At 72.0% G+C, this 12079-nt stretch carries 12 protein-coding genes; 7 read left to right on the forward strand and 5 right to left on the reverse strand.

The features are described from left to right. Positions 1–20 precede the first annotated feature (20 nt). Together DEO23_RS13855 and secA are read left to right on the forward strand one after the other, a co-directional pair. Positions 21–1352: a winged helix-turn-helix domain-containing protein gene (locus DEO23_RS13855; RefSeq protein ID WP_109276624.1), complete on the forward strand. Its 1332-nt coding sequence runs from the start codon at positions 21–23 to the stop codon at positions 1350–1352. Positions 1353–1442: 90 nt separating this feature from the next. Continuing rightward, a complete protein-coding gene (secA, locus tag DEO23_RS13860; protein ID WP_109276625.1) occupies positions 1443–4430 on the forward strand; it encodes a preprotein translocase subunit SecA in 2988 nt (995 codons plus the stop codon). Between the two features lie 15 nt (positions 4431–4445). On the opposite strand, the gene DEO23_RS13865 is transcribed toward secA, so the two are convergent. Both DEO23_RS13865 and DEO23_RS13870 read right to left on the reverse strand, forming a co-directional pair. Continuing rightward, positions 4446–4847: an Rv3235 family protein gene (locus DEO23_RS13865; protein WP_109276626.1), complete on the reverse strand. Its 402-nt coding sequence runs from the start codon at positions 4845–4847 to the stop codon at positions 4446–4448. Beyond that, positions 4844–5860 (reverse strand): LysM peptidoglycan-binding domain-containing protein, encoded by a 1017-nt coding sequence (locus tag DEO23_RS13870; RefSeq protein ID WP_109276627.1) that lies wholly within the window; start codon positions 5858–5860, stop codon positions 4844–4846. Before DEO23_RS13870 ends, DEO23_RS13865 begins: the two co-directional genes overlap by 4 nt. A gap of 154 nt (positions 5861–6014) precedes the next feature. On the opposite strand from DEO23_RS13870, the gene DEO23_RS13875 reads away from it, so the two are divergent. Beyond that, on the forward strand, positions 6015–6569 hold the full coding sequence (locus tag DEO23_RS13875) for a hypothetical protein (RefSeq protein ID WP_133249883.1): 555 nt from the start codon (positions 6015–6017) through the stop codon (positions 6567–6569). A gap of 26 nt (positions 6570–6595) precedes the next feature. Here DEO23_RS13875 and DEO23_RS13880 read toward each other — a convergent pair whose 3' ends face one another. After that, positions 6596–6838 carry a helix-turn-helix domain-containing protein gene (locus DEO23_RS13880; RefSeq protein ID WP_109276629.1) on the reverse strand — a complete coding sequence of 81 codons (243 nt, stop codon included), beginning with the start codon at positions 6836–6838 and terminating at the stop codon, positions 6596–6598. 206 nt (positions 6839–7044) lie between these two features. On the opposite strand from DEO23_RS13880, the gene DEO23_RS13885 reads away from it, so the two are divergent. The 3 genes from DEO23_RS13885 to DEO23_RS13895 are packed head-to-tail and all read left to right on the forward strand — an operon-like array spanning position 7045 to position 9388. Then, a complete protein-coding gene (locus DEO23_RS13885) occupies positions 7045–7683 on the forward strand; it encodes an SAF domain-containing protein (RefSeq protein ID WP_240613422.1) in 639 nt (212 codons plus the stop codon). Then, positions 7680–8942 carry a CpaE/TadZ family protein gene (locus tag DEO23_RS13890; protein WP_109276630.1) on the forward strand — a complete coding sequence of 421 codons (1263 nt, stop codon included), beginning with the start codon at positions 7680–7682 and terminating at the stop codon, positions 8940–8942. The genes DEO23_RS13885 and DEO23_RS13890 overlap by 4 nt, the downstream gene beginning before the upstream one ends. Positions 8943–8947: 5 nt before the next feature. Continuing rightward, the gene (locus tag DEO23_RS13895; RefSeq protein WP_109276631.1) at positions 8948–9388 is read left to right on the forward strand and encodes a DUF6912 family protein; all 441 of its coding nucleotides are present in this window, start codon (positions 8948–8950) and stop codon (positions 9386–9388) included. 1 nt (position 9389) lies between these two features. Here DEO23_RS13895 and DEO23_RS13900 read toward each other — a convergent pair whose 3' ends face one another. Beyond that, positions 9390–9896, reverse strand: a complete 507-nt coding sequence (locus tag DEO23_RS13900; RefSeq protein WP_109276632.1) for a DUF2505 domain-containing protein — start codon at positions 9894–9896, stop codon at positions 9390–9392. A gap of 151 nt (positions 9897–10047) precedes the next feature. On the opposite strand from DEO23_RS13900, the gene DEO23_RS13905 reads away from it, so the two are divergent. Further along, positions 10048–11553 (forward strand): sensor histidine kinase, encoded by a 1506-nt coding sequence (locus DEO23_RS13905; RefSeq protein WP_109276774.1) that lies wholly within the window; start codon positions 10048–10050, stop codon positions 11551–11553. Between the two features lie 90 nt (positions 11554–11643). Here the strand turns inward: DEO23_RS13905 and DEO23_RS13910 are convergent, their stop codons facing one another. After that, entirely contained in the window at positions 11644–11892 is a 249-nt protein-coding gene (locus DEO23_RS13910) for a WhiB family transcriptional regulator (protein WP_109276633.1), read from the reverse strand. Positions 11893–12079: the final 187 nt, after the last annotated feature.

Here is a 12079-nt window from a genome sequence, read left to right on the forward strand (position 1 = left end):
CCCCCACCTAGGATCACCCCATGTCCGATCGACTCAGCTGGACGGCGGCCCGACGCATCGCCCTGCGTGCGCAGGGGATCGGGGGCGCCCGCGCCGAGGAGCCCGTCGACGCCGCGCGCAGCCGGCGCAGCCTGCGTCGGACCCTCGAGACGACCCACCTGCTCCAGATCGACTCGGTCAGCGTCTTCGCGCGTGCTCACCACATGCCGGTGTTCACGCGCCGCGGCTGCTGGGACACGAGCGTGCTGGACCGTGCCAGCCGGCCGGGCCGCGGTCGGCTGGTGGAGGAGGCCCTCGCCCACGAGGCCGCCTACACGACCTTCGAGGTCCACGACCTGCTGGACTTCCGTCGCCGACGCGCGGCGACACGGGACTGGGGCGCGGTGCGACGTGCCGCCGGATCCGATCCCGGGGTCATCGACCGGGTGCTGACGGAGATCGGGCGCAACGCGCCCATCAGCGCCGCCGGTCTCGCCCGGCACCTCGGGGACCACGAGCGGCCCGAGAAGGGATGGGGGTGGCGGCGCTCGGACACGCAGTGGCTCGTCGAGTACCTCTTCCGCTCGGGACGCCTGGACTGCGTGGGCCGCAGCGCCCAGTTCGAGCGCCTCTACGACCTGCCCGCCCAAGGGACCAGGGCCGCGCCGTCCGGGGACGCAGACCGGCTCGAGGCGGAGACCGGTGCCGAGGAGGCCCGCGACGCCGAGGACGCGCACGCCCGACTCACCGAGCTCGCAGCGGCCGCCCTGGGCATCGCGACCCCGGCCGACATCACCGACTACTTCCGCCTGCGTGCGGCCGAGGTCACCCCGCACCTGGGGAGGATGGTGGACCAGGGCACACTGCGCGAGGTCACGGTGCGCCATCCGCGGGGCGAGAGGACGATGCTCCTGCACCACGGGGCGCCGCGCCCCGCCCCCGTCAGCGCCGCCGCACTGCTGAGTCCCTTCGATCCCGTCGCCTTCCACCGGCCCCGTCTGCGGGACCTCTTCGACGTGGACTACCGCATCGGCATCTACACCCCGCGAGAGAAGCGCACCCACGGCTACTACGCGCTGCCCCTCTTGCTGGACGACCGGATCATGGCCCGCGTCGACCTGCGCAGCGACCGTCGGCGCGGGGTCCTCGAGGTGCGCGAGGCCCACCTCGAGCCGCTGCCGGCGATGCGGAAGAACGAGAAGATGCAGGGCCCGGAGAGGATCGGTTCCGCCCTCGCCCAGGAGCTCGCTCGGGCCGCGCGCTGGCAGGGGCTGGGATCGATCGAGATCCACGAGGTCGGCGATCTCGCCCCGGCCCTGGCGACGGCCGTCGCCGAGCGTGGTGGCACGGACCTCTCGGAGCGTGTGCTCTGACCCACGGCGTTCCAAGGATGGGGCACGTAGGATGGGGCGGCGCCGCGCCCGACCCGGGCCAGCACCCCGATCCGCCCACGAGGAGCACGAGTGGTCAACCTCTTCGACACGATCCTGCGCGCCGGCGAAGGCCGAGAGGTCCGCAGGCTCGCCACGATCGCCCGTCGCGTCGACGACGCGGCCTCGATCTACGAGGACTACACCGACGAGGAGCTGCGCGATGAGTCCGAGCGCTTCCGCGAACGGCTCGAGGACGGCGAGACCCTCGACGACATCCAGGTCGAGGCCTTCGCCGCCGTGCGTGAAGCGGCCAGCCGCACCCTGGGCCAGCGCCCCTACGAGGTCCAGATCATGGGCGGGGCCGCCCTGCACCGCGGTCGCATCGCCGAGATGAAGACCGGTGAGGGCAAGACCCTGGTGGCGACTCTCCCCGCGTACCTCAATGCGCTCGCGGGCAAGGGCGTACACGTGGTCACGGTCAACGACTACCTCGCGGGCTACCAGAGCGACATCATGGGCCGCGTCTTCCGGGCGCTGGGCCTGAGCACCGGCTGCATCATCTCCGGCCAGCAGCCCGAGGAGCGCCGCGAGCAGTACGCCTGCGACATCACCTACGGCACGAACAACGAGTTCGGCTTCGACTACCTCCGCGACAACATGGCGCTGAGCGCCGAGGAGCGGGTCCAGCGCGGGCACTTCTTCGCAGTCGTCGACGAGGTCGACTCGATCCTCATCGACGAGGCCCGGACGCCGCTGATCATCTCGGGGCCCGCCTCGGGTGATGCGAACAAGTGGTACTCGGAGTTCGCCAAGGTCGTGCAGCTGCTGCGTCGCGAGCGCGACTACGAGGTCGACGAGAAGAAGCGCACCGTCGGCGTGCTCGAGTCGGGCATCGACAAGGTCGAGGACCACCTGGGCATCGAGAACCTCTACGAGTCGCTGAACACCCCTCTGATCGGGTTCCTGAACAACGCCATCAAGGCCAAGGAGCTGTTCAAGAAGGACAAGGACTACGTGGTGCTCAACGGCGAGGTGCTCATCGTCGACGAGCACACCGGCCGCATCCTGGCCGGGCGCCGCTACAACGAGGGCATGCACCAGGCCATCGAGGCCAAGGAGGGGGTGGAGATCAATGCCGAGAACCAGACCCTGGCCACCATCACCCTCCAGAACTACTTCAAGCTCTACGAGAAGCTCTCGGGCATGACCGGCACCGCCGAGACCGAGGCCGCCGAGTTCATGAACACCTACAAGCTCGGCGTGGTCCCGATCCCCACCCACAAGGAGATGATCCGCAAGGATCAGGTCGACAAGGTCTTCCGCAGCGAGAAGGCCAAGTTCGACGCGGTGGTCGAGGACATCGTCTCCCGCCACCACCAGGGCCAGCCGGTCCTCGTGGGCACCACCAGCGTCGAGAAGTCGGAGTACCTCTCGAAGCTGCTGACCGCCCAGGGCGTGGACCACGAGGTCCTCAACGCCAAGAACCACGCCCAGGAGGCGGGGATCGTCGCGATGGCGGGTGCCAAGGGCGCCGTCACCGTCGCCACCAACATGGCCGGCCGCGGCACCGACATCATGCTCGGCGGCAACGTCGAGTTCATGGCCCACGAGGCCCTCAAGCAGCGGGGCCTGGATCCCGAGGAGGACTCGGAGGCCTACGAGGCGGCCTGGGACGAGGCGATCGCCGAGGCCGAGGACAAGGTCTCGACCCAGCACGACGAGGTCACCGAGGTCGGCGGTCTCTACGTGCTGGGCACCGAGCGCCACGAGTCCCGGCGCATCGACAACCAGCTGCGTGGCCGCTCCGGGCGTCAGGGTGACCCGGGGGAGTCGCGCTTCTACCTCTCCCTGCAGGACGACCTGATGCGGCTGTTCAACGCGAACGCCGCGGAGTCGCTGCTGGCCCGCGGCGGTGTGGACGAGGGCGTGCCGCTGACCGGTCGCATGGTGTCCTCGGCGATCCAGCGTGCCCAGGGCTCGATCGAGTCCCGCAACGCCGAGATCCGCAAGAACGTCCTGAAGTACGACGACGTCCTGACCAAGCAGCGCAAGAAGATCTACGAGGAGCGTTCGCGCATCCTCGAGGGCGAGGAGCTCGACGAGCACGTCCGCCGTTACATCGACGAGGTCATCGGCGGAGCCGTCGACGGCGCCACCCAGGGGGTCACGCCCGAGGATGTCGACCTCGACGAGCTGTGGGGGACCCTGCGGCCCACCTACCCCGTCTCGATCACGGCCGAGGAGCTGATCGACGAGCACGGCGGCAAGGAGAACCTCGACGCCGCCACGCTCAAGGAGGAGATTCTCTCCGACGCCCACCTGGCCTACGACAACCGCCGCGCCGAGCTCGGCGACGAGGCGATGGACCAGCTGCAGCGACGCGTGCTGATGTCGGTCATGGACCGGCGTTGGCGCGAGCACCTCTACGAGATGGACTACCTCAAGGAGGGCATCGGGCTGCGGGCGATGGCCCAGCGCGATCCGCTCATCGAGTACGAGCGCGAGGGCCACCTGATGTTCAGCGACATGATCGCGGGCATCAAGGAGGACGCCGTCGGCTACATCTTCAACCTCGAGGTGCAGGTCCAGCCCGCGCCCGCCGTCCCGCAGGCCGTCAGCGACCTGGTGACCAGGGCCGGCGGCGCCATCGCGGCATCGCGGGCGGTGCCGGCGGACGAGGCCGACGCCGACAGCCTGACCACCCCGGCGACGGGCGACACGGCGACGGGCGAGTCGGCGGAGGGCGCCGACGTCACGGACGACGGGGCCGAGGCGGAGCAGCCCGAGGCGGCTGCGCAGTCGTCCGAGGAGTCGGACGAGGCCTCCCGGGCCCCGAGCGTCACGCTGAGCGCGAAGGGACTGGACGACGGGCCGAGCGCCCGCGACCTGCGCTACTCCTCGGCCGAGGGATCCGAGGCCCGTGACACCTCGTCGCTCTCGCGGGCCGAGCGCCGGCGCCTCGCCAAGCAGGAGCGCCGTGCGGAGAAGGGGGCGAAGAGCGAGGGGAAGACCTCGGACTCGCGTCGTCCCTCCGCAGGCGGCAAGGGTCCGGCGCGGGGACGTCGCGCCAAGCGGTAGTCCGCCCGCGGCCCGTCAGCCGATCTCGAGGACGGTCACCCGCCAGCCGGTGTGCCGCAGTTCCCAGCGCATCGCGAGGAACCGGGCGCGATCGGGCTCGCGCACCACGGCGCTCGCCTCGACGACCTTCTCGGTCACGACGCAGGTGCGCACGCCCGCGATCGCCAGGCGTACCTTCGGGGCGCGCCCGGTCAGTCCGCGGATCCGGCGCGTGAGCGCCGCGCGGCGCGCCAGGTAGGCGGAGACCTCGGGGGCCACCACCCGCGAGAGAGTGCTGACGGGGCGACTGTCCCGCACGATCTCGACCGCGCATCGGGCCACGCCCTCGACGAGTCGCAGGCCGGCTTCGGGGTCGCGCGGGTCGAGCCCCGCTGCGAGTTGCTGGTCGGTGGGGACGAGGTTGTTCGCGGTCGTCATGACTTCTCCTGGGGGATGGGGAGGGATGCGGGGACGGTGAGCTCCTGGCCCGGTTCGATGCGGGCGGGATCCGGTCCGATCCGCTCGGCGTTGGCGGTGTAGAGGTCGGGCCAGACCTCGGCGATGTCCGTGGTGGGCACGTCGTCGTCGCCCAGGAGGTCGGCGCTGATCGACCACAGCGAATCACCCTCCTCGACGGTCACCGTGCGGACGTCGCCCCCGCCGTCACGGGGCTCGGGATCGTCGTGTCCGGAGGCGTTCTTGGAGGTGTTCTCGGACGTCCGGGGCGAGGGCGCCGCGGCGGTGTCCTGAGATGAGTCGTCGTGAGGCGCGGCGTCGTCCGTGGTCGCCGGGCTCTCGTCCCAGCCGAGCCCGGGCAGGTCCTCGTCGCCCGAGCCGTCCGCGGGAGCGGTCGAGGGAGTGGCCGAGGGGGCGGCCGGCTCAGGGGCCCCGCGCTTCTCCACGGGAAGTGCCGCTCGACGCTCGGACGGCCCCGCATCGTCATGGGCGCCCGCCTCGGGGTCCTCGTCCACGGGGTCCGGCAGACGGATGAGCGGTGTGGCCCGGGAGACCTCTGCTGCAGGGATCGGGGCGGAGGCGGTGGGCGTGTGCGCCTGGGCCGGGCCTGCCAGGAGGCCGGCCGCCGTCGTCGTCACCGCGAGCGTCGTCAGCGCGCGGACGGCGAGGCGAGGGGCGAGCACCCGCAGTGCACCCAGCAGCGCTCCGGCGCCGGGTGCTCGGGGGCCGATCAGCATCAGGACGCCCGCCATCGCGTGCACCATGGCCAGGTAGGCGCACAGCAGGACTCCCGCGCAGGCGACCGTGAGCAGCACGAGGACGATCAGGGCCTGCGTGCCGAAGCTCGATCGCTCCATCGTCAGCAGCGTGCGCGCGGCGAGCACGAGCACGAGGCCGACGCCCGCGCTGAGCGCCGAGATCACGAGCATCGTGGCCGCGCCGCGGATGCCTTGTGGTCGGCGAGGCGCGGGAACGGGTCGAGAGGTGCTGGTCATCGTCTCCCCCTGGGGCACCGGTGCGAAGGGAACAGGCTGCGGTGCCGTTCTTCGCGTTAGATGCAGTTTGATGGTGTTTGCTGCGATGTGAGGGAAGATACCGCGGTGTGATGTGCTTCGCAAGTGTGCGGCGTGCGCCGCCTAGAGTGTCCTCATGAGCCTGGAGCGGATGTTCGAGGACCTCGAGTCGCGCATGGACCACCTCGAGAGCGAGGAGAGGCGCGCGGTCACCGAGGAGCTCACGCGCGCCGAGCTCTCTCAGATCCCGGTGATGGATCGACTGCGCGGAGCGGTCGGTGCGCATCTCGGGCTCCGCCTGCGCGGCGGTGCGCTGGTGGAGGGCGAGCTCGCCGAGGTGGGCGCGGACTGGGTGAGGATGCGGATCGCGCCGGACTCCCGCTCGGCATGGGTGCCGCTGGGTGCGCTGGTGATGATCGAATCGTTGGCGGCGCGCGTGCGTGAGGCCGCACCTGGTCCTCTGCGTCCGTCCGGTCTCGGGCACGAGCTGCGCTCACTCGCACGGGACCGCGTGGTCGTGCAGGTCGCGACCGAGGCAGGAGAGTTCCGCGGGCACATCGCCGCGGTGGGGCAGGACGCGATGGACCTGCGGCTGCTCGCCACGGGGGACAGGCTCGCCGAAGGATCGGCGCGTCGGGTGACGATCCTGCTGTCGGCGGTCCTCGTCCTCAGCGCCGAACGCCGGGACTGATCGCCGTCGCCGTCGCCGTTGGTGTGTCAGGCGTCGGTGCGGCGGGACCCGGCGTCGGTGCCGAGGCGCTCCTGCTCGAGGAGCGACTCCGTGGCGGCGTACGAACGCTCGATGTACTCCTCCAGCGCGCTGAGCTCGACCCGCCACTGACCGCGGCCGCCCACCTTGATGGCGCGCAGCTCACCGGAGCGCACCAGGGCGTATGCCTGGGACGCGGAGATGGACAGCTGCTCGGCGACGTCCGAGAGCGGAATGAAGCGCGGGGTCATGCGTCTCCTCAGGAGGGAAGGACTCCATTGTGGCACCGCTGCTCGCGCTCCGGGTGCACCGTGTGGCCGAGACCCCCGCGTCGGCCTCCGTCCACAGGATCCCCCCGTTCCCGGGCGGGCGCTTCGAGGGTGCCGTAGCCTCTGGCCTGTGGATCGGCTCCCCGAGTCCCCGCCGGTCCGCATCCCGCTCCCCGGAGGTGTTGACCGTGCCCGCTGCCCCCACCCTGATGCGCCTGCGCCGGCCGCGCTGGAAGGATCCCCGGCTGCTCGTGGGCATCGTGCTGGTGGTGCTCAGCGTCCTGCTGGGCGCGCTGCTGGCCTCCCGCGCCTCGGCGACCACCACGGTGCTGATCGCCAAGGACGAGGTCGTCGTCGGTGACGAGCTCACCGCGAGCTCCTTCACCTCCGCGGAGGTGCGGCTGGGCGAGCAGGCGGAGGGGTACGCGCGAGCGCCGAAGGACATCCCCGAAGGATCCACCGCGCTGCAGTCCGTCCATCCCGGCGAGCTGCTGCCCGTCTCCGTGATCGGGCAGGGCGGCGGCGAGGACCTGCGTCCCGTCGTGATCCCCGTCGAGAGCGCGGTCGCCGACGCCGTGGGGCCAGGGCGCCCGGTCGAGCTGTGGCGCACCGAGGCGGACGACCAGGAGAAGGACGCGCTGGCCGAGAACCTCGTCCAGGACGCGACCGTGCGGCGCGTCTTCGAGGGCAGCACGCTGGGCATGCGCTCGATGAGCATCGAGGTGCTCGTCCCCTCCGACGAGCTACCCGCCGTGCTCGAGGCCCTCGGCTCCGGGGACCGGATCGACGTCATCGGCGTCCCGGGGGAGAAGGGCCTGGATTCGTGATCGACATCGTCCTGTGCGCCTCCGGTCGCGACGAGGTGCGCATCGTCCACGACGTCGCCCGCGGGCCCGGATCCGGTGCCAGGATCGTCCGTCGCTGCGCGGACCTCGCCGAGACCACGGCCGTGGCCGCGGCCGGCATCGGCGACGTGGTCGTCATCGACCTCGGCGTCCGGGGGCTGGATCGTGACGCCGCCGCCGATCTGCTGCGTGCCGGCACCGCCGTCGTGGGTCTGCGGTCCGAGGAGGGCGCGGCCACGCGCACGTCCCTGGGTCTGCGGACCGTGGTGGATGCCTCTGCCTCGCTCCCCGAGCTTCTCGAGGCGTGCGAGAGGGCGATCGGCGGGGAGGGCGCCTCCGGAGCCGAGGAGCCGTGGGTGCAGGACGCGGGGGAGGGCGACGAGGCCGACGAGCACCGGGTCCCTCCGGCACCCCTGCTCGCGGTCTGGGGCCCCGGTGGCGCGCCCGGGCGTTCCACCGTGGCGGCCAACCTCGCCGCCGAGCTCGCCGACGCCGGCACCGGGACCGTGCTGGTGGATGCCGACACCCACAACCCCGCGCTCAGCCAGATGCTCGGCGTCCTCGACGAATCACCGGGCCTGGTCGCCGCCTGCCGGGCCGCCGCCCGGGACACCCTGGACGCCGACACCCTCGATGCGCTCCTGCCCTCGGCGCGCGGTCGCCTGCACCTGCTCAGCGGGATCGGCGTCCCCGCCCGCTGGGCGGAGGTCCACCGCGCCTCCCTCGACGACGTCTGGACGGGACTGCGCGGCCGCGGTGGGATCGTCGTCGCCGACGTCGGGGCTCCTCTGGAGGAGGACGAGGAGCTCAGCTACGACACGGCCGCCCCGCAGCGCAATGCCGCCGCGCTGAGTGCGCTCTCCCGCGCGGACACGGTGATCGCCGTGGTCTCGGCCGACCCGATCTCGATCACCCGCCTGGCGCGGGAGCGGGACCGGCTCGGGGAACTGGGAGTCGGGGAGATGCACGTGGTCGTGAACAGGGTGGGGCCACCGGCGAACGCCGCCCGTGTCACCGAGCTCATCAGGGGGCGACTGCCGGCCGCCTCGGTGACCTGCCTCCCCGAGGACTCCTCGGTCTGCCGACGTGCCGCCTGGGACGGCGCGCTGCTCGCGGAGACCGCTCCGCGCAGCGCCCTGCGCAGAGCGCTGCGGGACCTCGCCGCGGCCCTGCGACCCCCGGAGGACACCGGCGGGGGCGTGACGAGCGAGCCGGCCCGTGAGAGCGCCATGGCAGGATGAGGCACATGAGGATCTTCGTGCCCGTGACCGTGGATGACGCCCCCGTGCTGCGCTCCGGGACGACCCGTCTGCCGCTTGCGGCCGACAGGATCGTCTGGGGCGTCGGTGACGAGGCACGGACCGACCGTCCCGACGTCGATCTCGAGGAGCTCGAGTACGACGCCCTGCAGGATGCCGTCTTCAGCGCGCTCCAGGACGTCGCGCCGACCGAGCGCGCCGTCGTGCTCGCCGGGGACCTGCCGGATGGTGCCCTCGCAGGAGCCGGCGACGAGGCGGGTGCGTTCGGGCTGCGCTTGACGAGCGAGGAGACGCTCCGGATCGTCAGCGCCCACGCCACGGAGCTCGACGCCGCCGGGGCCGAGGCCGACGACACCGATCCCGCCCTGCTGTGGTTCGACGCGGTCGAGCTCGGCGCAGCCCTGGACTACGCGAGCACGGCGCGCTGAATCAGGCGGACCCGGCGTCCCGGTAGGACTTCGCCGAGCGCTCCTCGGCGTGCAGAACCTTGGTCACGTACGGCTTCGCGGCCTTCTCGAGCCGCCCGCCCACCAGCGGGACCTTGGCCGTCAGCTCGCCGTCGATGCGCACGACCGACGCGTCGTCGCCGTCGGGACGCAGCTCCAGGTGGCCGCTCATCGATGCCGGCGTGCCCTCGACCTTGAGCTCGATCGTGCCCTGGCGTGCACCGCCCTCCGCGGGGGCCTCCCAGGTCTGCACCTCGGTGATCCTCACGCTCTGGCCCACGAAGGGACGGGCGATGTCGGGGATGCCCTGAGTGGTCAGCTCGAGGGTGGTGCTGACGGTGAACTCACCGCTCGCCTCCCCGGAGACCTCCGCACGACCCGAGCGGGCGTGCAGGGTCTGCGCACGGACCTCCGCGTAGCCGGGGTCGGCGTACATCTCGGCGACGCCGTCGGTCGGCAGCGGCAGGTTCATGGTCTCGCTCAGTCGCACGGATCCTCCTGGTGGGCTCGGTCCGGGCCGCGCGGCCCGTGGGTGCCCAACTATGCCAGCAGAGTCGGCTGCTCGTCGCCTCCGCGACGGGGCGGTCCCGCGGCTCGGCCCGATGTCGGACGCAGCCGGTCGAGGACCTATCCTGGTGCGCATGCCGAGCCTCGCCAAATACCTCTCCGACGTGCCCGGGATGGACGAGAAGACCTCCGAGTGGTTGCAGCTCCTGGTGGGGGATTGGGGACTGCTCTCCGACCTGCTGCGCGCGGACCTCGTGCTGTGGGTGCAGACACCTGACGGCGCCCTCGCGGTCGCCCACTGTCGCCCCTCCACCGGCCCCACGGTCTACTACGAGGACCCGGTCGGCGACATGGCCGGCGCGGAGGACTCCTCGTGCGTGCGGACCGTGCTCGAGGGCGGTGCCCCTCCCGAGCAGGCCACGGCGATCCTGCGCGAGGGCGAGGAGGCGCTGCGGCAGCTCGCCCCCGTGCGCCACGACGGCCGCACCATCGGGGCGCTGGCCATCGAGACCCCGGTGCGCAGCACCGAGCCGAGCCGCAACGAGGTCCGCCAGCACGAGCTGGGAGAGCGTCTGCTGCGGATGATGGGGGAGGGCGCGTACCCGATCGCGGGCGCCCCGATCCCGCCCCGGCGCGGTGCACCCCGTGTGGGGGACGGCATCGTGGAGCTCGATGCGCAGGGCGTGATGATCTGGGGCTCGCCCAACGCGCTCTCGGCCTTCCACCGCTTCGGCATCGCCGGCGACATGACCGGCAGCACCCTCGCCGAGCTCACCACCGAGCTTCTGCAGACCCGGGCCCCCGTCGACGAGTCGCTGCCATTGGTGCTGATGGGCCGCGCCGCCTGGCGCTCGGACATGCAGGCCCGCGGCGGCACCCTGTCGCTGCGCGCCATCCCGCTCACCGAGGGTGGTGCCCGCAGCGGGGCGATCATCCTGGTCCGCGACGTCAGCGAGCTGCGGCGCCGCGAACGGGAGCTGATCACGAAGGAGGCGACGATCCGGGAGGTCCACCATCGGGTGAAGAACAACCTCCAGACCGTCGCGGCGCTACTGCGCCTGCAGTCCCGTCGCATGAAGTCCGACGAGGCCCGCGACGCGCTCGCCGAGGCGCAGCGTCGCGTGGCCACCATCGCGCTGGTGCACGAGTCCATGCTGCAGGGCAGCGAGGAGGCGGTGTTCTTCGACGAGGTGATCGAGCGCTGCCTGCGCCTCGCGGTGGACGCCGCGAGCGCCTCGGTGCACGCCGCGGGCACCGAGGGCGCCGACCCGCACCAGGTCGAGGTGCGCACCGAGCGAGCGGGGAAGGTCGGCCCGGTGCGACCGGAGGAGGCGACACCGCTCGCCCTCGTGGTCACCGAGCTCGCGACGAACGCCGTCGAGCACGGGCTCTCCGAGACCGGCGGGACGCTCATGATCCGTGCCGAGCGCACCGGCAGCCACCTGGTGATCCACATCGAGGACGACGGCGCCGGGATGCGGTCCACGCAGCCTACGGGGCTGGGCACGAACATCGCCCAGACGCTCGTGCAGGGGGAGCTCGGCGGTGCGCTCACCTGGGAGAACCGCCCCGAAGGCGGGACACAGGCGACGATCGACGTCTACCTGGACCCCGTCAGCGTCGATCCGGCGAGCGCCTGAGTCCGGGAGCGGACCGGCGTCGGACATGACACGGCGGGCGGCCCGAGGGACCGCCCGCCGCGTGAAGACTGCGGGAGTGGGGGAGGGAGCTCAGCCGGCGCGGCGCGCGCGGGCGTTACGACGCTTGAGCGAGCGGCGCTCGTCCTCCGACAGGCCTCCCCAGACGCCCGAGTCCTGGCCGGACTCCAGGGCGAACTTCAGGCACGAGGTCATGACCTCGCAGCGCTGGCACACCGCCTTCGCCTCCTGGATCTGGGTGATCGCGGGACCCGTGTTCCCGATCGGGAAGAACAGCTCAGGGTCCTGGGTCAGGCATTCCGCGCGGTGGCGCCAATCCATCTGTTACTCACTTTCCGGGTCACCCCGCAGCGGCTCGTGAGCCGCGGCGCGGCGGGTGGTCGCCTCGTGAGGGGCGAACGGATCTACGGGCGGACCGGTACCTCGCGGCCGATCCTGGGTTCACTCCATTGTTCAAGCACGCCCGCCGAGCCACAAGAGCCCTCGCTCGGCTCCTGGGTGGGACTTC

The sequence above is a fragment of the Brachybacterium endophyticum genome, from assembly GCF_003130585.1.
Classification (GTDB): domain Bacteria; phylum Actinomycetota; class Actinomycetes; order Actinomycetales; family Dermabacteraceae; genus Brachybacterium; species Brachybacterium endophyticum.

Coding starts and splice junctions, on each gene's coding strand:
- DEO23_RS13905 (WP_109276774.1), top strand. CDS start 10,048: ATGCCGAGCCTCGCCAAATACCTCTCCGACGTGCCCGGGATGGACGAG.
- DEO23_RS13895 (WP_109276631.1), top strand. CDS start 8,948: ATGAGGATCTTCGTGCCCGTGACCGTGGATGACGCCCCCGTGCTGCGC.
- DEO23_RS13855 (WP_109276624.1), top strand. CDS start 21: ATGTCCGATCGACTCAGCTGGACGGCGGCCCGACGCATCGCCCTGCGT.
- DEO23_RS13910 (WP_109276633.1), bottom strand. CDS start 11,892: ATGGATTGGCGCCACCGCGCGGAATGCCTGACCCAGGACCCTGAGCTG.
- DEO23_RS13870 (WP_109276627.1), bottom strand. CDS start 5,860: ATGACCAGCACCTCTCGACCCGTTCCCGCGCCTCGCCGACCACAAGGC.
- DEO23_RS13880 (WP_109276629.1), bottom strand. CDS start 6,838: ATGACCCCGCGCTTCATTCCGCTCTCGGACGTCGCCGAGCAGCTGTCC.
- DEO23_RS13865 (WP_109276626.1), bottom strand. CDS start 4,847: ATGACGACCGCGAACAACCTCGTCCCCACCGACCAGCAACTCGCAGCG.
- DEO23_RS13875 (WP_133249883.1), top strand. CDS start 6,015: ATGAGCCTGGAGCGGATGTTCGAGGACCTCGAGTCGCGCATGGACCAC.